This is a genomic window from Methylotenera versatilis 79 (genome assembly GCF_000384375.1).
In the GTDB taxonomy this organism is placed as follows: Bacteria; Pseudomonadota; Gammaproteobacteria; order Burkholderiales; family Methylophilaceae; genus Methylotenera_A; species Methylotenera_A versatilis_B.
This window is the reverse complement of sequence record NZ_ARVX01000001.1, coordinates 1892727-1915632: the sequence shown is the minus strand read 5'-3', so window position 1 is coordinate 1915632 and position 22906 is coordinate 1892727. Positions and strand designations below refer to the sequence as shown.

Below are 22906 nucleotides of genomic sequence, written 5' to 3'. Positions count from 1 at the left end.
CTACTCGGAGAATGTGCAATGGGGTTTTAAGATGAGTGAAGCAGAACATAAGTACAACTGTCCATTGGCGGCGGTAGATCGTCGGCTTGAAGACCTACATAGGCATTGGCATGAAGCAGAACGCGGATATTTTGACCCAGAAAGCTTCAGGGTTTCAATTCAGTCCGCAATTCAAACACTGCGTACTGTTACCTTTATAGTGCAGAGTAACAAACGGCTCTTCCCTAATTTCGAAATTTGGTATGAATACTGGCAAGAAAAGTTGCGCGCCGATCCTTTGATGCGCTGGATGGTAGACGCACGTAACAAAATCGAGAAACAAGGTGATCTAGAGACGCATAGTTTTGTCAGAGCCGAAATAATTGCATCCTATTTCGAAGAAGGACCGAGCATGGAAGTTCCCACTGAACTATTTCAAAGCACAACCGAATTGATTAGCAGCATTTCTACCGAAGCATTAAAAAAGCATATTTTCAAGGATGGTATATTGCGTATCCAAAGACGCTGGATAGAAAATAGCTTGCCAGACTATGAGCTTTTAGATGCTGTGGGAATTGCCTATGGAAAAATCGCCGAGTTAGTGTATGACGCTCACCGAGAACTTAGTTTGGAAATGCCATGCACTGTGGAAGGCAACATGGACCATTCACAGGGTCACAAATCGAGAGGTGGAAGGCTTCCCTGTATGATTGGACACGACGACGCCCGCAGTCACAGCATTTGGCTCGCGACTGGACAGTCAATGGAACTTGAACAGAAACATATCGAATTCGACAGGGAAAAGGCGGAACACGCTGCACAGAGGTACGAGCTTGATCCCAAGAACATGTTCACATCAATAGACTCTACACCCGAAGCGACGTTGAAAGATCTGTTCTTAGTAGCCAGAAAAATGTTTTCTTTGGATGGTCATCACGACACAATTGCTTTCCTTCTCCATGGCGTACGACCAGTAAATTTGATGCAGTTGGCTGTTCAGGAACACGGAGAAAAGTATCTTGTCATGAGAACGCTAGCTAGCGAGATAATCAAGCTCGGTGCGGATGGGGTTATTCTCATTAGCGAGGTTTGGAGCGCTACCTTTGATCCAAGCAATCCGTATCGCCGAGCGGTAGATGCGCCCGAAAAAAGTGAATTTTTATCTGCCACTCTAGTGACCAAAACCGGCACACCTGTTCAACTACTTGCATTGATTAAACGCATAGGTAATGACGTGACTCTTGGAGAGACGGAAACATCACGGGATCAAGCACATATTGCGTTTTCTCCAATCTATGCTGCATGGGGACGGAAGATTCCTGATGCTTGGGAAAAAGCGCTATAGATTCCTACAAATATAAATCGTCATAGGTTGAAGCCACTACATTGGCAAAATCCGCCAATGAGCATCCATTTTGAAGGAAAAGCCACTTCGGACCAAAATATGCCATTCTGAAATTGTAACTTTATAAAGGATGTCGGAGATACTCTCCCACATTATAATGTTGAAATTAGGCTGAAAATAACTGATTTTAATACCATTCAAAAGCATGAGACCCCTAATTAGACCCCTTAATGCTCTCAAAAATCCTCTGCACAACTGCAGATAAGCCATGCATTGTTTAAATTATTAGCAATATGTGTAGATTGATTATTAATGATTGATAGAAACTTACTTAATTTCATGATGGACATGAAATAATTTTTATATGGTTACTTAATTAATTTAATATACACCAATAATACTTGCTAAGCATTCTAAAATGATTATTAAAAAGAAAAATAAACCACAAGTTATACAAAAAAATAGTTGGCACGGCCATTCTAATACAAGTAAAACTGCGATTGTATTTGTACATGGATTTATGTCAAATTCCAAAAGTTGTTGGACTAACAAGAACACTTACTGGCCAAACTTGCTGCTATCTGACACCCGTTTAGCTAATGAGGACTATAGTATTTATATTGCAGAATATTACACAGAAATTAAATCTGGAAATTACAGCATCACAGACTGTTCGAAGCAGATGTTTACTAACCTCAATTCTTCAGACCTCATTCACCAAGCAAATGTAATAGGAAAAGATAATATTATATTTGTATGCCATAGCCTTGGAGGCATTATAGTTAGGCACATGATTGATTTTCATAAGGAGTATTTTGCAAATAAGAAATTAGGCCTCTTACTTATGGGATCACCATCATTAGGTTCTAAGTTTGCAGATAATCCTATCGCAAAAAAATTAAGAACTCTATATTCAAACACTACCGCTGATCAGCTTTCACTCACAAATACATTTTTAGTTGATTTAGATCATAGATTTAGAAGAATTATTAACAATCCTCAAAACTTTACTATCGTTGGACTAGAAGCTCTTGAGAATCACCCAATGTTAAGAATAAAGTTCTTACCAGAATTTATGTCAATAGTAGTTAATCCATTGTCATCGAATAGATATTTTGAAGCACAGACCATACCTGGAACAAATCACTCATCATTAGTAAAACCAGATAATTTAAGCCATCCAAGCCACATTTGGCTTATACAATTTCTGCTGAAAGAGTTTAAAAGAATTAATTCTGTTAGCTCTTCAACAACAATTAATTCACACCCACCTTTACAGAAAAGTGGAGAAATAACCAATGTTCTTTTTGATGTTGTAAATCAAAACTCAATTCAATATTACTTGTACAGGAATATTGATGAAAGTATAAGTAAAGAACAATCCAACAGAAGTATTTGGATTTATGGTCTTTCAGGTTCGGGAAAAACATCATCAATAAAAAATCATTTGCTTATTAATGGGCTTGAAACAATTAATTTGTGTTTATCTCATCTTAAAAATAAATTTAACCCAGAAGATTTTTATAATGAAATCCTTTTAACAGCAAAACAAGTTGGTAAATATGAGGGTAATCTGCCAACTTTTATGCCCAGGCAAGCATTAATAGAATTTCTAATGTCACAAGGCCTACATAGTGAAGTAGCTCTTTATCTAGACGAAATACCTTTCGCATCAGAATCTAAAGAAATGAAAGAGTTTGTTCAATGTATATCTGAGATTATTAACACAGTCAAAATAAGAACATCAAATTCAAAAATTCGCATATTTTTCTCATCCATCGAGTCCCCTGAAATTGCTATGCAAGCATACGAAAAATGTTCAGAACAAATATCTTTAATTGAATTTGAAGCATGGAATAATGATGATTTACAAAATTTAGTTAATTTAATTTTTAATCATCTTCCTACACTTATGTTATCTATAACTGAGCAAAAAAAATTAATTAATAAAGCTTTAGGATCACCAAGAGTCATTAAAAATTTCTTTCGAGATAAATCCCATAACGATCAATTGTCTTTCGAACAATTACTAAATTCAAAAAATAATCATGAATACGCCTATTAAGTCGACAGATACAAAGGTTTTAAAATCGTACACGATTGTTCCTCAAAGCTTATATGTTGCTCGTCAAGCAGATAGACAGCTTAGAAAAATATTAGAAGATAAAGGTAGACCTGGATATGTTTTAGTATCAAGACAAATGGGTAAAACAAATCTTCTATTGAATGCTCGGAGAGAGTTTAAATCTTTTACAAATCATTTTATATATCTTGATATATCTAATAATTTCCCTGACCTATCAAGTTTTTTTAGAAATATTATCGATGTTGCCATTGATAATATGTCAGCAGAAAGCCATGCTTTAAGAATTCAGATTGACCTTCTTAGATCTGAAGGGCTATTTTCGAGCTATCCTCACAAAGAGCATGAACAAGAGCTTAGATATCTGTTATCCATTATCAATGGTAGCATCACCATTTGCCTTGATGAAATTGATGCAATAATCAAAACAAATTATTCAGATGCTGTTTTTTCATTTATTAGAAGCGTATATTTTTCAGGAAGGGTCAACTTTCCTGAATTTGAAAGATTGAATTACGTTTTGTCTGGAGTTGCCGAGCCTTCAGAGTTGATTAAAGATAAAGCATCCTCTCCATTTAATATTGGTGAAAAAATATATCTTGATGACTTTTCATTTGAGGAGTTTGAGGAGTTTATTGAAAATGCAAATATAACAATTAACAATCAGTCTCGAGACCGTGTTTTTTACTGGACAAATGGTAACCCTAGATTAACTTGGGATGTCCTTTCTAAAATTGAAGACTGCATACTAGAGAATATTGACATTACAACTTCAAAAATTGATGAAATTGTAAAAATCAATTATTTGAGTTCTTTTGATCTTCCTCCTATTGATCACATTCGGAATTTAGCAGAAGAAGATCCTGAAGTTAGATCCTGCCTTATATCCTTACACTACAGCAAGAGTGACGGTCTAACTGATCAGCAAAAGAGTAAGCTATATTTAGCTGGAATTATAAGTAGCTCTATCACAAGTGCAGTGCCTAAAATCAAAAATCGAATTATTGCTGAATCTTTGTCTGAGTCATGGCTTAAAGAAATTGATAACAGTAAGTTGTCTACTTTAGAAAGAGCTAATAAATTTTATGAATCAAAACAATTTTCGGATGCAGTCCTATACTTTGAAGAATATATTGCGTCACTAGCAGATCATTCATCTGTTGATTCGATTGTTTATCATAAGATTGGGTTTAGCTACTATGAACTAAATCAATTTGAGGATGCAGAGGATAATTTTTCTAAAAACCCTTTCAAAGACAATAATTTGGAGTTATTTCTACTACAAACATATTGGCGAGGTATGTGCAGTTTTTTTAGAGAGGACTTCATTAGTAGCATAGGATTCTTTAAACTTGTAATTCAGAAAAGTAACGAAGCTCATAACTACAAACTTTATTACGATGCTCACACTAATTTGTCATCAGCCATGTTTCGGAGTTCAAAAGCCAGTTACGAAGAAATTTTAGAGATCACAAATAATGTACTTAAAACTTCTTCTGAGAATATCCAAAAGCAAGCAGATAAAAGTTCTAGACATGTTACAAACTTATATTGCGTTTGTAACATCAATTTATTTAAGATTGCTCTTTTACAAGGCTTAAACGAATCCGCGTTAGCACACATATCTGAAGCCATTAAATTTGCAGATGAACATGCAAAAGTTGGACTCATTTTAGATCAAATTGATGCTCAATTATCAACTAAAAGTGACGTAGAGTTTCTGGATGAATTGATTGCATATATCTATGACAACAATCTTCGAATTGTTGAAAAATCAATCAAATATCCAAATGCATTTGATTATGAAAAAGTAGTTAAATTAGTTACCCACTTAAATAGACTAGGTCAGCAATCAAAAATAAAAGATTTAATTATCTATTTAAGCGATAGTAAGTTTAACCATGAAGAGAATATTTTTGATTTATTAACTAGTGCTTGCTTTGAATTAATTCCAAAAAATCGAGTGAACGACTTCTTAGAGTTATCAAAACTTGTTATAACATTTTCTCAAGAACTCACAGAGAAAACGGTTCTTAAAGACTTGGTAGGTTTGAGGATATTATTTGACGAAAAAAATGCTTCAACAATTACTGAATATGATAACTTCTATACTGATAACTTTTGGAGTGAGGACGAAGAAATAGTAGAGGAGTCTGCTAGTCAACTTGGAGATATTGACTACAAAGTCCTTGAAATAATCACTCACAAGCTAAGGTCAAACAATAAGCATCTTGAAGCTGTAGAATTAATTAGCAAATTTAAACAATTTAAATCATCGGATTTGATAATTATTGATGATTATCCTTTATCAGTAACAAAAAACATTGTTGTTACTGCTCGGGAGCTTATGGCATCCATGCCGCTGCTAAATGAAGAAAGTATTTTCAACCAAGCAGAATATTTAAATTCGTTGTTTACAATGAACTATTCAAACGAACTTCTGTATTTTAATCAGAAAATACTTGATGACATAAAAAGCTTCAACAATAGAATCTTATACGATTTTAAGAAAATTAAGACTATTCGAAATGAACATCCAAAATATGGGAGAAATCAAATAATCTCTGTAATTTCCAAAAATGGAATTGTATCTAAAGGTAAATTCAAAAATTTAAAAGATAAAATCGATTCTGGTGAATATAAAGTTATTGACTAATATCATGCCCCGCACTACCCCGTGACCATTAAAAATATATATTCCTTAAAGAAAAACCGTTTAAGAAAATTTACTACGGGTTAGTGCGGGGGAGTAAATTTAAAACCTCTCTAATTGGTTTTTAATAATCTCACGGGGATCCTTACCCAGACCTATTTCTCTTTTAGCATAGATTACGACCCCAGTATTGATACCAGATATATTCCATCGACCTTCTTTGTTATTAGGATTTCCATACCTAACATAATCTGCTGCAGTTGCTGCATGCTTAATTTTCATTTGAAATTGACTGATTTTAGAGGTATCAATTTCTCCATTTCTTTCTGCCATTTTTTTTATCTTAGGAACGCTTATAAAATCTGGGGAACCTAATTCATTGACGATATCAAAAAACCATCCATACTGCTCCAATTCAACCATTATTATGGATTGATGCGCTTTAGTTCTTCTTTGACCATTTGCAGCAGAAAATTTACTAATATCTTTTTCCCGCAAGTACGCAGCAATATGCTGACTACCCCTTTCATTATTAAACCAATTCCATAGAGAATCGAAATATAAACCTTTTTCGTCTAAATTTTTAAATCCCATCTCTTGATATGTTGCACAATCTATAACGTCATATCTTCTATCATCTGGCGGTATGTGTAAGCCATTTAACAAGTGATTTGTGGTTATAATTACGCCACAAAATAATTTGACGGAATATTTTTGACCATATTTTTGATTGATCATACAAATATCAGGTAAACCCGCTATTAAAACTTTGGTTTTTTCATTGAATGCCCAGCGTGACATTTCTTGAAGATTGGCTGCCTCATTTATCCTGACCAAAGTGCTCGCAGCATGCTCATTAAATGCACTTTCTAAGTGGTTAGGCTCAATATTTGCCACGTTCCATGAGCCTATAGCAGGAATGCACATTTCTACAGCCGTATCTTTTCCAACCCCCTGCCCTCCGCCAATTAGTAAAGCAAATCTCGGTTTTTCAGCGGGTTTCTGAACTCTGTGAGCCATATAATTTAGAAACTGTTCAGCATCACCTTCTTTATTGAAAAGCTTATCAATATGCTCAATGAATGGTTTAGCTAAAGATGCATCACCCGAGATTATCGTGGGGTGCCTATATGTATTGAATATCGAACCTTTAGATTGGATTAACTCCCCATTACTTAAATCATATCCTTGTAAGTAATCCTCTATAAGTGAAGGATCACAAGTCAATGAACTGATAAGTCGATTTGTTTTTAGCCACTCCGATGCAAGGATAATTTTTCCTTCAAAGTTAACTTTAGAAACAGCCGCATTTACTGCTGGTTCAATCCAAAGCCCACGATTTATTTTGTATAAAAACTTGTTGGACTCTGCTAGATAAACAAAATTTTCAACTGGAACTTTACCTTGTAATGGCGCCCAACCGTTCTCAATAGCCAATTTAGAGACCGTTCCGATAGTCAGTTCTTTTTCTGCCTGCTCTTGGCTGAGTGTATAGAAAGCTTCATGCATAATTTTGTCATGATTACGACCTTTCTTAGCCCCAGTTTTCTCTGACCAAGTAACATAAATGCTCCATGCATCATCAGATAGTTTGAACTCTCTTCCCAAGATTATCCCCACTGCTCTCCATATATCTCTATCTTCTGAAGGTATAAGATCTAGCATTGATTCAACTTGCTCTAAGGTGTATTTATTAAAACGAATTTGGTTATTTTTGGATTTACCCGTTGTCCCTATAGGTCTAGAAAGATGTGCTGGTAATATTGCCAGTTCCATACCCCAATTAACCCATTGATATATTCCGCCTGAACGATGTCGGGATGGAGCAGCGACAATATAGCCTCCATCATTGCGGCAATCTATACCGCTACCTAAAACGTTTGTAGAAGTTTTTAAAGCAGAATTATATTTAAACAATACATGCATTCCCCCTGATCCAGTTTGAGCAATAAGAGTTTGTGGCTCACCATGTTCACTAATGGCTTCCGCCCAACTTTCTGCCCCGAATTTGTCTTCCCCAATATCAATGTCTATTACGGTAAGATTTGAAATCTCACCTGTTACTAGGCCTATATTTGATAAAGGTGCTTCACCTCCAAACCATTTATTTATTTGAGATAAATCAGTGCTAGCTCCTTTGAGACCTTGAGGTATACGTGGATGTTTACCAGCATTAGAACAAATTGCATCTCCGCAGGTGCATTTGCCGTTGACATCAATTGAATGCACTGGGAATACATGCCAACCAATATTTATGTAGTTTTTTGCTTCTACTAAAACTGTATTTTTGAATTCTAAATTTTTCATAGCATCACCTGTTGATTAGCTTTAGCTATGAAACGAGGTGGACGACCTCTACGCGTGGATTTTGTTTTAGATTCATTTCTACGAGCTATCATAGAATTCACAGCATCCTCAATTTCATTTGATAGCCATCTAGATGATCCACCAACTTTTATTGGTGCAGGTAAAACACCATCAGAAATCATTTTGTATATAGCTGATTTTTTTACACCAAATAATTCCATTACTTTATTAATGTTGATTAACATCTCGCACTCCTTTTTAACAAAAAATCCAAATCGGATGTGAGAAATTTATATATTTGTAATCAGTTGGAATACGGTCAAAAAAAAGTAAAAAATTTGCCGTTGGAAGAAATAAAAAACTATGGTGGTGAAATACTACGAAACTCTTGAAAGGGTCTTATAAAGGGTCGGATTAAAACAAAAAACCCCAATATCTAATAGATAATGGGGTTTAGCAATTATTTATGGCGGAGAGAGAGAGATTCGAACTCTCGACAGGGTAAACCCTGTGCCACCTTTCCAGGGTGGTGACTTAAACCGCTCATCCATCTCTCCGAAACAGGTGAATGCAAAATGATGATCAATTATGCATTTACTTGAGCGGCGGATTATATACGATACGTAAACGATGACAAAGCGACTTAACCTTATAATTACATCAATAATTTAGCTTAATACCAAACCTAATCAATTAGGCTTTAAGAATATAAGTATTGACCTTGCCTTTGCCTTTAATCGGTATTAAACCGCGCGCTTCAAAAACATGCCTGTCTTTGATTAAATCATAGGTAAATTCGCTCACTTGAATCATGCCAGGCAATCCGTTTTTTTCCATGCGGCTAGCCATATTGACTGGATCGCCCCAAATATCGTAGGCAAATTTGCTGGTGCCGATAACACCAGCAACCACTGGTCCACTGCTGATGCCAATACGCATTTGTAATTGTTTATCAATTTGCCGATTAAATAGCGCTAAGTCTTCCTGCATTTGTAAGGCCAAATGCGCAATAATATTGGCATGGTCGTCTAAATAAACAGGCGCGCCGCCTACGACCATATAACCATCGCCGATGGTTTTTATCTTTTCCAAACCATATTGATCGGCCAATTTATCAAAACGAGAAAACAGTTGGCTTAACAAATCGACTAACTCTGCTGGCGGCATGGTGGCAGTTAACTTGGTAAAGTCGACAATATCTGCAAATAGAATGGTCACCGCATCATGGCTATCTGCGATGCGCATATCATTCTCTTTTAGGCGATTAGCGATTGATTTTGGCAGGATGTTCAGTAACAATTTCTCTGAGCGCTCCTGCTCTAATTCAAGCTCATGCAAGGTGCGTTCTTTTTGGCTTTGAAAATAGCGCATCACTGCATACAAAATACAAGCCGTGCCCATGATATTCATCAAGAAGAAAGTATCTTTTACGTGCGCGGGAATCGGCAAAGAATTGCCTGCAAATAAGTAGTTAAGTTTCCAGGATAGACCAGCTAAAAAAGCGAACAAAATAAACCAAGGTGTAGATTGTTTTGTGCCTAAGATCATCAATGCACCAATCGGTGACAAGATTGCCCAAATGGCAATTCCGCTAGAAGCTTCATATCCGCCGATCGCCCATTGCATGAAAAATGGCATCACCAACAACATGACTAGCTGCGTGAAAGTGAAGTATTCGAATTTCTTGGTGCGGTAGAAAACTAATAAACTGGCGTATGAAAGAATAATGTAAGCGTATGGCACGGCTGCCATTATTGCATAGCCTTCGCCTAGGCCTGAAAGCGTGAATATCCAAAATATACACACTAAACTTTCAGCGAAAACTAAAATAGAAAGGATAGCTTTACCGATAGTAGAGTCGGTTGGATGACTGATATTGTGCCAGAACTCCCTCGTGGCAATTCCAAAAACTGCTGACGAATCAGACATAAATGCGTTTTTACCTTACTAATTATAAAGTTAACATTCTTCTAATGCGCAAACTATAGCTTATGCGGCATTTGTCCGCTATAGCTTAAGAATAAATTTAAACTATAAAAGATGATTTATGCTTGATTTGCACACAACTAAGGTTTATTGTTTAACTCAACCAATTGCTGGTAAATGCTTTGCAAAAAAGACAAAAAAGTCTTTATTAACAAATGCATACATATAACCTTGTGAACTTTCACATATCATAAAACACTAACGAAGCAATGCGGTTTTACAGATAGAAAAACTATATTAACAATAGAAAAACTAGAGGAGTTAGCATGAGTTTAGATTTACTAAAAGGCCTTGGCGTGAAAATACCTTACAAAGCCAAATACGATAATTTCATCGGCGGTAAATGGGTTGCTCCCGTTAAAGGTGAATATTTTGATGTGATTACGCCAATTACGGGCAAAGTTTATACACAAGCGGCTCGCTCTAGCGCAGAAGATGTTGAATTGGCATTAGATGCGGCTCATAAAGCATTTGAAAAATGGGGCAAGACTTCAACTACGGAACGCTCTAATATCTTGCTTAAGATCGCTGATAGAATTGAAGCAAATTTAGAGTTAATTGCAACTGCCGATACGATTGATAACGGCAAACCAATCCGCGAAACACTGAATGCAGATATTCCGTTAACTGTGGATCATTTCCGCTACTTCGCAGGCGCCATTCGCGCACAAGAAGGCGGCATCAGCGAAATCGATCACGATACAGTTGCTTATCATTTTCATGAGCCACTAGGCGTTGTTGGTCAAATTATCCCTTGGAATTTCCCTATTCTAATGGCTGCTTGGAAACTGGCACCAGCATTAGCTGCAGGTAACTGTGTCGTATTAAAACCCGCTGAATTCACACCACTTTCTATCTTGATTTTGATGGAAGTGATTGGTGATTTAGTTCCGCCAGGCGTGATTAATATCGTGAATGGTTACGGTCGCGAAGTTGGCGCGCCATTGGCTAACAGCAAGCGTATCGCTAAAATCGGTTTCACAGGCTCAACTGCTACTGGCCGTGCAATTGCACAAGCAGCCGCGAGCAATCTGATTCCAGCTACGCTTGAACTAGGTGGCAAATCACCTAACATTTTCTTTGCCGATATCATGGATGAAGATGACGCATTCTTTGATAAAGCAATTGAAGGCTTGGTATTGTTCGCATTCAACCAAGGTGAAGTTTGCACTTGCCCATCACGCGCGATTATCCAAGAATCCATTTACGATAAATTTATGGAGCGTGTATTAAAACGTGTGGCTGCGATTAAACAAGGCAATCCGCTAGATCCAAACACTATGCTTGGCGCGCAAGCTTCACAAGACCAATTGAACAAAATTATGAATTACATTGATATTGGTAAACAAGAAGGAGCGGAAGTGTTAATTGGCGGTAACCGTAATGTATTAAAAGGTGACTTTGCAGATGGCTATTATGTGCAGCCGACTTTATTAAAAGGCCATAATAAAATGCGTGTTTTCCAAGAAGAGATTTTTGGCCCAGTGCTTGCTGTAACAACATTTAAAGATGAAGCCGATGCGTTAGCCATCGCTAATGACACTATTTTTGGTTTAGGCGCTGGTGTTTGGAGCCGTAACGGTACAACCGCTTATCGCATGGGCCGTGGCATTAAAGCAGGACGTGTGTGGACCAACTGTTACCACGCCTACCCTGCTCATGCTGCATTCGGTGGTTATAAAGAGTCTGGTATTGGTCGCGAAAATCACAAAATGATGTTGGATCACTATCAACAAACTAAGAACTTATTAGTGAGTTACAACCCTAATAAATTAGGCTTCTTCTAGTTTTTAGCTAATCGTGTATGAGTAAATAAAGGGGCGGGTTTATTCTCGCCCCTTTATATTTGGAGAAATAGAAATGGCAGAACGTTTATCTGCAACACCACCAGCGCTAGCACTGATTGACAAGCTCACTGCAGAGCATGGCGAAATCATCTTCTTACAATCGGGCGGTTGTTGTGAAGGCAGCGGCCCATTATGCATGCCAAAAAATGAGTTTCACGCCAGCGCATCCGATGTCATATTGGGCGTATTAGGCACAGAAAAAAAAGCTACTTTTTATATGGGTGATAGCCACTTTACGTTTGCAGAAAACATGCACACTATATTAGATGCACAACCTGGTTCTAGCGGCTCATTTTCATTGGATTGTGGCAGTGGATTTGCGTTTATCACACAAGGACGTTTGTATTCTGACGAAGAGCTTGCGGCCTTGCCGCCTGTGCAACGTGCAGGCTATGCATAGAGGTTTAAAGTTTAAATCTCGTGAATACTTAACCAATTTAAATGCACAATTTTTATTGGTGGATTATAGAATTAAGGTAAAATACCGTCTGGCGGGCCTCCCCGCATTGTAAAGTAGCCAATCTGGTCAGATGCGGAAGCAAGCAGCCACAACTATTAAGCAAGTGCCGGGGGTTTGGCTCGCCTCTTCTTAAAAAAATGCATTTCAACTATTTATCTGCGGCGTTACTTGGTACTCGAAATCCTCATGTACCAATTGTACATTCCAGTTTCTGCGTTCCGTACGCTTTGCATCTACATTATTTAAATAATTTTTTAGCACTAACCTCTACATTTTGGCTTAGACGAAATCCATTTTTTAGGCTAAAGTCTCGCTTATGTCATATATCGTTTTAGCACGAAAATACCGCCCCAAATCTTTTGATACCTTAGTTGGCCAACCACATGTAGTGCGCGCATTAACCAATGCATTGACACAACAACGGCTGCATCATGCGTATTTGTTCACTGGCACACGCGGCGTTGGCAAAACAACTATTGCGCGGATTTTAGCCAAATCATTGAATTGTGAAACGGGTATCACTGCCACGCCTTGTGGGGTTTGTAACGCCTGCACAGAGATTGATCGCGGCCGTTTTGTGGATTTGCTGGAAGTAGATGCAGCATCGAATACACAAGTAGATGCGATGCGTGAACTGCTGGATAACGCACAATACGCACCTACTGTTGGTCGTTTTAAAGTGTACATTATTGATGAAGTACACATGCTATCCAAAAGCGCGTTTAATGCCATGCTTAAAACGCTAGAAGAGCCGCCATCGCACGTTAAATTCATATTAGCGACTACTGACCCGCAAAAAGTACCTGTGACCGTGCTATCGCGTTGCTTGCAGTTTAATTTAAGGCAAATGGCAAGTATCACCATTACTGAGCATTTACAAAATGTGCTCGCGCAAGAAAGTATCAGTTACGAGCCAACTGCAATCAATCTAATTGCGCGCGCTGCTGCAGGCAGCATGCGCGATGCGTTATCACTGACAGACCAAGCCATTGCATACGGCAATCAAACCGTGAATGAGGCTGAGGTACGCAGCATGTTGGGCGCAATTGATCAGACTTATTTATTTGATATTTTGTATGCGTTAATTAACCAAGATGGCGCAGGATTAATTGAAAAAGCGTTATCCATGCAAATGCGCAATATCGCGTTTGAGGCAGCTTTGAATGATTTAGCCAATATTCTGCATCAAATTGCCGTCATTCAAACAGTACCAAACAGCATTGCAGGTGATCATCCAGAACATGCACTTTTAAGTGATTTAGCCACAAAACTGCCTGCTGAAACATTGCAGCTATATTATCAAATCGCATTGCTTGGTCGCCGTGATATTGGTTTGGCGCCAGACGAATATGCTGGGTTCACGATGAGTTTACTACGCATGTTAGCTTTTTCGCCACATGAAAAACTAACGGCTAACCAGCCAAAATCTGCTGTTTCAACACAACAGTTGGCATCAAAACCAACAATTAGCACAGCGCCTAATCCGGTTGAAAAACAGCCTGATTTACAACGTTCTGATTCACAAATGAATGCCTCGCGCATTGCTGAACCGCCTCTTCAAACAAATGCAATAATCTCTATTGAAAATAGCACGAGTGAACAACGCAACAACGATTCAGATACGGAAAACATAGAAAATACTAGCGCAGCAAATAGTAATTTCGATGGTAATTGGCGCAGATTAGTTGAACAAAATTTGAAGCTAGGGCTTGCACGTGCACTGGCACAAAATTGTGAGATGGTTAATTATGACGAAAACAGTATCACCTTGCGCGTTGCAGAAAATCAGAAACATTTAATTAGTGCGAGTTATCAAGACAAGTTATCCAGCGCCATTAACCAACATTTTGGCAAAAAAATTAAGTTAACTGTTGAGGTCGGTAGCGAGCATGAAGCGGAAATCATCACGCCAGCTAAGCAAAATGCAGCAGAAAAAGCCACAGTACAAGGCGCAGCAGAAGCAGCGATTATGCAAGATAGTTTTGTGCAAGCGTTGATGACTGACTTTGGTGCGACAATAATCCCCAACTCAATAAAACCTATTTAAAATTTTAAACTTTGTCATCGTGCATCGTTACCGTAACAAAAATGTTCGCTCACATACAAACACGTATGCTACGCTCCATTTTGGCCACGCCGCCTCGCCTGATTTAAAAGTTTAAAAGTTTCAATATATATAAAGGAGAAAAGTATGATGAAAGGCGGCATGGGCAATATGATGAAACAAGCCCAACAAATGCAAGCGAATATGCAAAAAGCACAAGCCGAACTAGCGGAAACGCTGGTAGAAGGTGTTGCGAGCAGTGGTTTGGTTAAAATAAGCATGACCTGTAACAACGTGGTAAAACGTGTGACGATTGACGATGCTGCGATGGACGATAGGGAAACTTTAGAGGATTTATTGTTGATTGCCTTAAATGATGCAAGGGCAAAAGGTGAAGCGACATCAAATGCGCGTATGAGCGGCATGATGCCAGCTGGCTTTAAATTACCGTTTTAATATGCTTTAATCTTTAAAAACTCCAATCCACTTTACTCAAAGTTTCTGCATTGAAAAATCCACCCGCGCTTGAGCAATTAATTGATTCGTTGCGTTGCTTGCCTGGCGTTGGGCCAAAATCCGCCTTACGCATGGCATATTATCTTTTGCAACGCGATAGAAAAGGTGCGGCTAAATTAGGCAATAGTTTAGAAAATGCATTACAAGCATTAGGGCATTGCACGTTGTGTAATAACTTTTCTGAAACGCCTATCTGCCCTTTATGTGCCTCTGACAAACGTGAGCAATCGCAATTATGCGTGATTGAAATGCCTACTGATTTGATGATGATGGAACAAACGCACTCTTATAGCGGCATGTATTTTGTACTGATGGGTCGATTATCGCCATTGGATGGCATTGGTCCAAAAGAAATTAATTTGGATAAATTAATTAAACGCGCACAAGATGGTGTAATTAGCGAAGTGATTCTAGCGACAAATTACACGGTAGAAGGCGAGGCAACTGCGCATTATATTAGCGAGTTGCTTAAAACACGTGGCATTACAGTAAGCCGCATTGCGCGTGGCTTGCCAATGGGTGGTGAGATTGAATATGTAGATAGCGGAACGCTGTCGATGGCGCTACTTGGCAGAAAACAGCTTTAACTTAACACTTTTTTGTTCTTAAAATCTTTAATTCAAATAGTTAACCAGTTTTCTAGTTAACTATTTTTTAGTACAAACTTAACGTTAATGATGTAGTTTTAAACTAAAAACCAAGCTTAAGATTAATTTTGAATTAGCTTTAGATGACTTAAAGCTTAGCTTTCAAAAGCGATTAAGTCTAATAAATCCATAGGTTTACGCAACATCACATCCGCACCCCAATCTTGCGGTTTATCAGTCACATCGATATATCCAAACAAAGCAACCGCCGTTTGCATGCCAGCAGCTCTCCCCGCTTGAATGTCGCGCTCCGCATCGCCTATGTAAATACAATTTTCTGGATTAACATGCATCTGTTCACAAGCCATTAAAAGTGTCGCTGGAGATGGCTTTGGTTGCGGCGCATCATCTCCACTTACTACGCAAGCCGCCCGCTTATTCAAACCCATACTTTTAATTAAAGGCTGTGTAAATCGGCGCGGTTTATTCGTGACGATTCCCCATTTGATGGATTTATTTTCAATCACTTGCAATAAATCTGCAATGCCTTCTAAAAAAACAGGGCTACGCAAAAATACGCTGTCATAAATACTTAGATACTCATCACGCAATGCTAAAAAACAGCTATCAGCAGGCGTAATGCCGAAACCCAAACCAATCAACCCGCGTGAACCGTGTGATGCGAAAGGTCGAATGACTGTATCGCTTAAAGTTGATTTGCCATGTCTAGCAAGCTGAATGTTCAGCGCATGACCAAGGTCTGGTGCGGTATCGACAAGCGTACCGTCTAAATCAAACAAAACTGTGTGAATCAATTCAATAACCTATTTAGTTTTAATGGTGTACATCATGTAATTAACAGAAACATCATCATCTAACCAATAGCGTTTTGTGATGGGGTTATAACTCATGCCAATTTGGTGTTGCAACGTGAGATCCGTATTTCTAATATAGCCAGCCAGTTCAGAAGGCTTAAGAAATTTAGCATAATCATGCGTGCCTTTTGGTAACATATTCAACACATACTCTGCTCCAATAACAGCAAACACGTAGGCTTTTGCATTGCGGTTAATGGTAGAGAAAAACACATGTCCGCCAGGCTTAACCAGTTTTGCGCAGGCTTGCACAATACTGGCCGGGTTTGGCACGTGCTCCAACATTTCAAGGCAAGTAATCACATCAAAACTCGCAGGCACTTCTTCTGCCAATTGCTCAACCGCCACTAGTCTATAATTGACATTTATACCTGTTTCCAAGCTGTGCAATTGCGCGACTTTAAGCGCTTTTTCGCCTAAATCGATCCCAGTAACAATCGCGCCCTTTTCTGCCATTGATTCACTTAAGATACCGCCGCCACAACCTACATCCAATACTGTTTTTCCTGCTAAAGAAACCGCTTGGTCAACGTAGTTCAAACGTAAAGGGTTAATGTCGTGCAAAGGCTTAAACTCACTGGTCTTATCCCACCATTTATGGGCTAATTCACTAAATTTATTTAGTTCGGCAGTATCGTAATTAGACATAAAAATTCGCTTATTTAATTAATGACTCAAGATTAATGGACAGTTATGAGTTAAGTAAAGATTCTTGCGAAGTCGCTTTAAATTCTGCCACTTTGTTTTGCCACTTAGCAACAATCTCTATCAACTCTTGCGGCTCAGCGTGACTGTAGACACCTTCACTACTGTTCGGTTTGTAATACTTTAAATCGCCATTCACCCAAACGTGACTCACTTGTTCACGACCTGCCACATAAACTAAATGCGATATAGGGTCAAAGCATGGTTGCATGTTGATATCACTTAACTTCACCGCCGTTAAATCAGCCAGTTTACCAATCTCAATCGAGCCAATCTGTTCATCTAATCCCAATGCTTTTGCGCCATTAATGGTTGCCATTTCTAAAGCTTGATAAGCTGAAATAGCCGTCGCATCATGGTTAGAGCCTTTTGCCAGCAAAGCTGCAAGTCGCATCTCTGCAAACAGATCCAATCGATTATTGCTGGCTGCACTATCCGTGCCTAATCCAATGTTAATACCCTGCACTGCGCAATCGGCAATCGGTGCAATGCCAGAACCTAATTTGAGGTTTGAAGTAGGACAATGCGCAATACTGCAGCCATTTTCCGCCAATAATTGTATTTCAATATCGTTTAAATGCACACAATGAGCAAAAGTTGTTGCTGCATCTAACAGACCAAGCTTGGCCAAACGTGCTAACGGACGCATGCCGTAAGCTTGTTCACTTTGCGTAATTTCCGCTAAAGTTTCATGCAAATGTGTGTGCAACCCGATATTAAGCTGCGCACTTAAGGTATTAATTTGCTCGAATGTTGCGTCGCTTACCGTGTAAGGCGCATGTGGCGCAAAACTGAATGTAATAAGCGATTCATTTTTAAAAGAATCGCGCGCTTGTGTGCCTTTGTCTATATAACTTTCAGCACCATTCGCATATTTGGTAGCAAACTCCAGCACCACCAACCCCAAATTAGCACGCATGCCAATTTTAATACTTGCCTCTGCCGCCGCTTCTGGATAAAAATACATATCACTAAATGTTGTTATACCGCCACTTAGCATTTCCGCACATGCTAATAGCGTACCGTCGTAAACAAAACTGGCTGACAACAGCTTTTGTTCCGCAGGCCAAATATGCTGTTCTAGCCATGGCATTAACGGTAAATCATCGGCTAATCCACGCATTAAGTTCATTGCAGCATGCGCATGTAAATTGATCAAACCTGGCATCAATATATGTTCACCTAGTTGAACACGCTCTTGAGGTTCATATTGTTGATTAGCTTCATTAAAACCACAAATATCAATGATTTTTCCAGACAGGATTACTACAGCTTGATTTTCTAATAGCTTATTACGCGGAATAATTGGTAGCAACCAGCGTGCTTCAATAATTAAATCAACAGATTGTTTCATGCGACTATTATAACGACAAATTTTCCCGATAAATTGATCACATTAAATTAACTGACAACTAATGGCAGTCTATAAATATCAATTTTTTATAAATACTAAGCAATAATATCAGGCAATAAAAAGCCCCGCATTGCGGGGCTTTTTACTTAATTAAAATTTAATTAATGTGCTCTAAGTTTAAGAATTAAATCTTAGTTGCAACCAACTTCTTTTTTACCTTCAGCTTGAATCGTAACACGACGGTTAGGATTTAAGCAAGAAACTAAAGATTTAGTTTTCTTGTTGCCAACGCACTGAACAACTGGCTCTGACTCGCCTTTACCGATTGTTTGGATAATAGACTGATCAACACCTTGTGCAGTCAAGTATTCTTTAACTTGTGCAGCACGACGCTCTGATAGTTTTTGGTTGTAAGCATCTGTACCAATACGATCAGTGTGACCAGTTACAATCACTGCATTGATAACAGGGTTTGCTTTGATTTTTGCAGCAGCTTCATCTAAAGCAGCCTTGCCTTCATCATTGATATTTGCTTTATCAAAACCGAATAATTTTTCTGCTTCAACAGTAATTGTTTCAGTTTGTGGTACACAAGCTGCAACTGGTTCTGGTGCTGGTTCTGCTGCAGCAATTGGAGCTGGTTCTGGAGCTGCATCAGCAACAACTACTGCTGGAGCACCGAAACGGAAAATAGCACCTACGTTGAACAATGTGTTGCCAATTGTTTTGTCTGCATCAAAATTGTTTGTTGATGATTTAGCATCTAATCTGCTCCACTGATGACGTAAATCAGCCTGTAAACCAAACTTATCATTAAATAGATACTGAGCACCCAAACCCACATTAGCTAGTAAAGATGTTTTAGTTTTGTCGCCAATACCTACACCTGAGTAGTCTACGTTGTTACGAGCTGCGCCAACACCAGCAAGTAAGAATGGACGGAATTTTTCACGACTGAACATATACAATGCGTCTAAACCCAATGTAGTTTGTTTGTATTTACCGCTAGCACCAGCAATACCAGTATCTTCATCAGCACGGTTATAACCTAAACGACCTTGTAAATCCCAGCTTGGGCTTAATTCTTTACCAATGCTGATAAAGCCACCATGTACACCATTGTCGGCTTCTAAGTCGCTATCTGGGTGTAAATAAGTAACACCTGGTACTGCATACCAAGCACCACGGTATAAATCTTCTGCAGAAACTGCTAGAGCAGTTAAACTAAGTGTAGCTGCAACAGCTAGACCAACTAAATTCTTTTTCATTATTAAACTCCTAGTTAAAAACAAACATACTGACGTCCACACACGAACTATACTTAAACCACCTTAACTATGCAACGCTAAAGGCATGCTTAACTACACGCTAACTTTGATTTTGTTGTGTTCTTGCAACATTGCTTGCACATTTACTACTTTACTTTGCATTAAGCTGCTCTTTCGAACGCCTTCCGTGCATACGCCGCCTCTAAAACCAATATAGGATGGGCTGATAGTAGCCAAAGCTCCTACATGTTGTGGTTTTAATGATCCAGCTAAACCAGATTTTAAGTCATTTTTTTGACAAATTTGTGTAAACATTTGTAAAGTCGATAAAGTGCAAATTTCCAGCAAATTTTTCTGCTTTTCATGGGTGTCAATCATGGCGCCATAAAAGCCATGACTTTTTAGCTTTTCAAGCAAAGTTAAATCAATAGGCTGATCTGCGAAAAATACGGCTATAAACTTAACCTGTTTGGATGAAGTAATATTAGCCATTAGCTCAGCATCCAAAATAGAACCTACCTCACTCAATAAACTAGACACGGATATTTTAATAATATCGACGCCTATTTTGATTCTTGCATCAACGGCTTTTATCAGCTCTGTTATATTTGCATGTGATTCACCCACTGTGGCGCTGGTAAATGGCAAATTTTGTATGCGAGTTAACTGTTTAGATTGATGAATTTTTTGTAAAATTTCTCGACTAGTATTTATATCCAGCGCGCCTAAAGCGCCAATATTCGGATCTTTTAAATCAATAATATCCACGCCACACGCTAATGTAATTAAAGCCTCTTCAACATTCTTAACGCTAATCAGTAGCTGTGTCATTTGTCTTTTCTAGTATTTGACTGCGCGTAAAATTGGCTTACTTTCTCCACCAACCAACCCCAAGCCTGCAGTTCATTTTCACCTGCGGTTTTGTCGATTGCAATTTGCAGATATTGCATTTCGGCTTGTATTTTTACTGTTGGCAACATGTGCAAGCGGCTCACTAAAACCGCAAGCTCTATTACCGCTGCCTGCGCGCGATTAAAACCATTAAACACTTGATGATGTTGTGTGTATATTCTCTGCATCACCAGCTGCGGTCTAACAGCATCGTCACGCACTTCAATTAACGCCAACTCTACATGTTCAAGACAGTTTTTCAGTCTAAAACCATTCACCTTATTAGCAGGCAATAATTGCCAAGCTTGTCGATTAGTTAGCGCGGCAGCGAAAACGCGCACATCGTCGGTTAAATTCATTACAGCATGCTTAGTGGCTAATATATTGCTTAAAGTTGTCGATGGTTTGTAAGGGGAAATGACCACATTTTCGCCTTCATAGCGTACACCAAAAGGCGTCACATGCGGTTCCGCCTCTGGGTTAATCGTGGTGATAATGGTTTCGAAAATCATTATTTGGACTTTTTTGTTTTTCCTAGTATTTATTTTTATATTTTTTGTTGTAACTCTTTGTTGTCTTTTAATTTTTCTTGGCGTTTTTCTTTTAAAGAAGCTTCGCGGTGACTTTTTCTGTCATCTGCTTTTTCTACCAAACTCGAAATACCCCAATTAAGCGCTTCATCCTGCACATAACGCTTTTTCAATTGCCAAGCAATTTGCGCTCTTGCCAGTTCCACACCCAAATAAAATGCATGCGAGGCATCATTTTGCACGCCTAAATTAGGGTAAAACGCGAACGGGTCAATATCCTGCTGTAACCCATCGCGATTATAGACATGTACGCCCGCTTCACTCACCATAATCCTGAAACTAGGATCTTTGATTTGTGCAGCAATTTCGCCAATTTCTTCTTTATTATAAGGAAAAGGTTTTCTATCATGCAGTCCAAGCAAACCATTGCTGTAGCCACGCGGCAATCTGTCATCCAGTTTTGCGCGATACATCACGCGGCGCGCATTATCCGCTTCGGCAATTGCATTAACTGCATGCGCGCTCACAGAAGTAGCTAAAACCGCTTGAATATTCAATTCACTAATCAAGCCAAACAAAATCGCATTAATACCGGTGGTATCTGCGTCGGTTAATTCCGTTAAATTGCCAACGCCCATCATTATTTGAATGTGCGGATATTTTTTACGCAGTTTGTGATAGCGCACAATCGAATCAGCCAAGCCAAAATGAATGGGATCTAAAATCGCATCTGCAATAAACGGTTTATTGTGTTTAAGACAATGTTCAATCGCACGATAAAGCGACGCCATATTGCCCGGCTTGGCAGGAATCAGAATCGGTGTAGCCGCAACTTCATCGGCAATCCAAAGTGTGTGTTCAGTCAAACTTAACAGGTAATCTGCGCCAGATTTTCCAGCCAATAACAAATCATCGGCATGCATAGAATCAACACTCACTTTAAGTCCAACTGATTTAAGCGTTTGAATCGCATCTTTTAAATGCAGAAATGATTTGCCTGGCAAACAACCCAAATCAATCACATTCGCGCCCTGTGCTTGAAATCGCAGCGCTTTTTTTAATATCGCATCTACGCTTAAATCAGGCGCATCCACGATTTCGGCAAAAATTTGCACTGAATATTGAGTTAAGTCTGGTGCAATACCTTTGTTGCCAAAGTATTGCGGTAAATCTTTTAAATCCGCTGGTCCGCGCTCAATCGGCACGCCATATTGCGCTTGCAGTGCGGTCAAATCGCCTTGACATAATCCGGGCAAAATTACTTTGTCTGCATTACCAATATCTTTTAATCTGCGCGCGATTAAGTCTGGCGTCATCAAGGCAGCAACCGAAACGCCAATTTGCTCAATGCGATATTTGAATTGTGGCGTTTTGGTATCCGTTTGGATAGTTTGCAAGACTTTATTCAAGCTTTTTTCCGCCAGTTTTCCGGTGACAAAAAGTAGATTCTCTGGCTTGCTGGGTTTCATTTAAACG

General features: G+C 38.7%; 18 protein-coding genes, 1 tRNA gene and 1 other RNA gene. 9 read left to right on the top strand and 11 right to left on the bottom strand.

What is annotated here, in order from left to right; all coding sequences use genetic code 11:
- The first annotated feature begins 31 nt into the window (after positions 1 to 31).
- The 3 genes from METVE_RS0109275 to METVE_RS0109260 all read left to right on the top strand — a co-directional run bounded on the left by METVE_RS0109275 (position 32) and on the right by METVE_RS0109260 (position 6063).
- Positions 32 to 1324, top strand: a complete 1293-nt coding sequence (locus METVE_RS0109275; protein WP_020168199.1) for a hypothetical protein — start codon at positions 32 to 34, stop codon at positions 1322 to 1324.
- Between the two features lie 418 nt (positions 1325 to 1742).
- The gene (locus METVE_RS0109265) at positions 1743 to 3389 is read left to right on the top strand and encodes an alpha/beta hydrolase (RefSeq protein ID WP_020168197.1); all 1647 of its coding nucleotides are present in this window, start codon (positions 1743 to 1745) and stop codon (positions 3387 to 3389) included.
- Entirely contained in the window at positions 3373 to 6063 is a 2691-nt protein-coding gene (locus METVE_RS0109260) for an AAA-like domain-containing protein (RefSeq protein ID WP_020168196.1), read from the top strand. The genes METVE_RS0109265 and METVE_RS0109260 overlap by 17 nt, the downstream gene beginning before the upstream one ends.
- 99 nt (positions 6064 to 6162) lie before the next feature.
- On the opposite strand, the gene METVE_RS0109255 is transcribed toward METVE_RS0109260, so the two are convergent.
- The 4 genes from METVE_RS0109255 to METVE_RS0109240 all read right to left on the bottom strand — a co-directional run bounded on the left by METVE_RS0109255 (position 6163) and on the right by METVE_RS0109240 (position 10296).
- Entirely contained in the window at positions 6163 to 8367 is a 2205-nt protein-coding gene (locus tag METVE_RS0109255; protein ID WP_020168195.1) for a bifunctional DNA primase/polymerase, read from the bottom strand.
- Positions 8364 to 8612: a helix-turn-helix transcriptional regulator gene (locus METVE_RS0109250; protein ID WP_020168194.1), complete on the bottom strand. Its 249-nt coding sequence runs from the start codon at positions 8610 to 8612 to the stop codon at positions 8364 to 8366. Before METVE_RS0109250 ends, METVE_RS0109255 begins: the two co-directional genes overlap by 4 nt.
- A gap of 222 nt (positions 8613 to 8834) precedes the next feature.
- Positions 8835 to 8924, bottom strand: a tRNA-Ser gene (locus METVE_RS0109245).
- Positions 8925 to 9060: 136 nt separating this feature from the next.
- On the bottom strand, positions 9061 to 10296 hold the full coding sequence (locus METVE_RS0109240) for an adenylate/guanylate cyclase domain-containing protein (RefSeq protein WP_020168193.1): 1236 nt from the start codon (positions 10294 to 10296) through the stop codon (positions 9061 to 9063).
- A gap of 323 nt (positions 10297 to 10619) precedes the next feature.
- Between METVE_RS0109240 and exaC the strand changes: the two genes are divergently transcribed.
- The 6 genes from exaC to recR all read left to right on the top strand — a co-directional run bounded on the left by exaC (position 10620) and on the right by recR (position 15807).
- Positions 10620 to 12140 carry an acetaldehyde dehydrogenase ExaC gene (exaC, locus tag METVE_RS0109235; RefSeq protein WP_020168192.1) on the top strand — a complete coding sequence of 507 codons (1521 nt, stop codon included), beginning with the start codon at positions 10620 to 10622 and terminating at the stop codon, positions 12138 to 12140.
- Between the two features lie 73 nt (positions 12141 to 12213).
- Entirely contained in the window at positions 12214 to 12600 is a 387-nt protein-coding gene (locus METVE_RS0109230; protein ID WP_020168191.1) for a DUF779 domain-containing protein, read from the top strand.
- Positions 12601 to 12690: 90 nt separating this feature from the next.
- Positions 12691 to 12787: signal recognition particle sRNA small type (gene ffs, locus METVE_RS12715), an RNA gene on the top strand.
- A gap of 189 nt (positions 12788 to 12976) precedes the next feature.
- Entirely contained in the window at positions 12977 to 14707 is a 1731-nt protein-coding gene (gene dnaX, locus METVE_RS0109225) for a DNA polymerase III subunit gamma/tau (RefSeq protein ID WP_020168190.1), read from the top strand.
- Between the two features lie 144 nt (positions 14708 to 14851).
- Complete coding sequence (locus tag METVE_RS0109220) at positions 14852 to 15160, top strand: YbaB/EbfC family nucleoid-associated protein (protein WP_020168189.1); 309 nt, start codon at positions 14852 to 14854, stop codon at positions 15158 to 15160.
- Positions 15161 to 15210: 50 nt separating this feature from the next.
- The gene (recR, locus tag METVE_RS0109215; protein WP_020168188.1) at positions 15211 to 15807 is read left to right on the top strand and encodes a recombination mediator RecR; all 597 of its coding nucleotides are present in this window, start codon (positions 15211 to 15213) and stop codon (positions 15805 to 15807) included.
- A 155-nt stretch (positions 15808 to 15962) separates the two neighbouring features.
- Here the strand turns inward: recR and METVE_RS0109210 are convergent, their stop codons facing one another.
- From METVE_RS0109210 to METVE_RS0109180, 7 genes are all read right to left on the bottom strand, one after another.
- Positions 15963 to 16622 carry an HAD family hydrolase gene (locus METVE_RS0109210; protein WP_020168187.1) on the bottom strand — a complete coding sequence of 220 codons (660 nt, stop codon included), beginning with the start codon at positions 16620 to 16622 and terminating at the stop codon, positions 15963 to 15965.
- 9 nt (positions 16623 to 16631) lie between these two features.
- Positions 16632 to 17330: a bifunctional 2-polyprenyl-6-hydroxyphenol methylase/3-demethylubiquinol 3-O-methyltransferase UbiG gene (gene ubiG / locus METVE_RS0109205; protein ID WP_020168186.1), complete on the bottom strand. Its 699-nt coding sequence runs from the start codon at positions 17328 to 17330 to the stop codon at positions 16632 to 16634.
- 43 nt (positions 17331 to 17373) lie between these two features.
- On the bottom strand, positions 17374 to 18741 hold the full coding sequence (locus METVE_RS0109200; RefSeq protein ID WP_020168185.1) for a TRZ/ATZ family hydrolase: 1368 nt from the start codon (positions 18739 to 18741) through the stop codon (positions 17374 to 17376).
- Positions 18742 to 18932: 191 nt separating this feature from the next.
- Complete coding sequence (locus tag METVE_RS0109195) at positions 18933 to 20009, bottom strand: OmpA family protein (protein WP_020168184.1); 1077 nt, start codon at positions 20007 to 20009, stop codon at positions 18933 to 18935.
- A 93-nt stretch (positions 20010 to 20102) separates the two neighbouring features.
- The gene (locus METVE_RS0109190) at positions 20103 to 20840 is read right to left on the bottom strand and encodes a (5-formylfuran-3-yl)methyl phosphate synthase (RefSeq protein WP_020168183.1); all 738 of its coding nucleotides are present in this window, start codon (positions 20838 to 20840) and stop codon (positions 20103 to 20105) included.
- Positions 20837 to 21412: a DUF447 domain-containing protein gene (locus tag METVE_RS0109185; RefSeq protein ID WP_020168182.1), complete on the bottom strand. Its 576-nt coding sequence runs from the start codon at positions 21410 to 21412 to the stop codon at positions 20837 to 20839. Before METVE_RS0109185 ends, METVE_RS0109190 begins: the two co-directional genes overlap by 4 nt.
- Positions 21413 to 21447: 35 nt before the next feature.
- The gene (locus METVE_RS0109180; RefSeq protein WP_020168181.1) at positions 21448 to 22899 is read right to left on the bottom strand and encodes a DUF6513 domain-containing protein; all 1452 of its coding nucleotides are present in this window, start codon (positions 22897 to 22899) and stop codon (positions 21448 to 21450) included.
- Positions 22900 to 22906: the final 7 nt, after the last annotated feature.

Bases quoted from the DNA above. Each gene is read 5' to 3' on its own strand.
- METVE_RS0109275 (WP_020168199.1), top strand. From the start codon at position 32: ATGAGTGAAGCAGAACATAAGTACAACTGTCCATTGGCGGCGGTAGAT.
- METVE_RS0109265 (WP_020168197.1), top strand. From the start codon at position 1,743: ATGATTATTAAAAAGAAAAATAAACCACAAGTTATACAAAAAAATAGT.
- METVE_RS0109260 (WP_020168196.1), top strand. From the start codon at position 3,373: ATGAATACGCCTATTAAGTCGACAGATACAAAGGTTTTAAAATCGTAC.
- METVE_RS0109255 (WP_020168195.1), bottom strand. From the start codon at position 8,367: ATGAAAAATTTAGAATTCAAAAATACAGTTTTAGTAGAAGCAAAAAAC.
- METVE_RS0109250 (WP_020168194.1), bottom strand. From the start codon at position 8,612: ATGTTAATCAACATTAATAAAGTAATGGAATTATTTGGTGTAAAAAAA.
- METVE_RS0109240 (WP_020168193.1), bottom strand. From the start codon at position 10,296: ATGTCTGATTCGTCAGCAGTTTTTGGAATTGCCACGAGGGAGTTCTGG.
- exaC (WP_020168192.1), top strand. From the start codon at position 10,620: ATGAGTTTAGATTTACTAAAAGGCCTTGGCGTGAAAATACCTTACAAA.
- METVE_RS0109230 (WP_020168191.1), top strand. From the start codon at position 12,214: ATGGCAGAACGTTTATCTGCAACACCACCAGCGCTAGCACTGATTGAC.
- dnaX (WP_020168190.1), top strand. From the start codon at position 12,977: ATGTCATATATCGTTTTAGCACGAAAATACCGCCCCAAATCTTTTGAT.
- METVE_RS0109220 (WP_020168189.1), top strand. From the start codon at position 14,852: ATGATGAAAGGCGGCATGGGCAATATGATGAAACAAGCCCAACAAATG.
- ubiG (WP_020168186.1), bottom strand. From the start codon at position 17,330: ATGTCTAATTACGATACTGCCGAACTAAATAAATTTAGTGAATTAGCC.
- METVE_RS0109200 (WP_020168185.1), bottom strand. From the start codon at position 18,741: ATGAAACAATCTGTTGATTTAATTATTGAAGCACGCTGGTTGCTACCA.
- METVE_RS0109195 (WP_020168184.1), bottom strand. From the start codon at position 20,009: ATGAAAAAGAATTTAGTTGGTCTAGCTGTTGCAGCTACACTTAGTTTA.
- METVE_RS0109190 (WP_020168183.1), bottom strand. From the start codon at position 20,840: ATGACACAGCTACTGATTAGCGTTAAGAATGTTGAAGAGGCTTTAATT.
- METVE_RS0109185 (WP_020168182.1), bottom strand. From the start codon at position 21,412: ATGATTTTCGAAACCATTATCACCACGATTAACCCAGAGGCGGAACCG.
- METVE_RS0109180 (WP_020168181.1), bottom strand. From the start codon at position 22,899: ATGAAACCCAGCAAGCCAGAGAATCTACTTTTTGTCACCGGAAAACTG.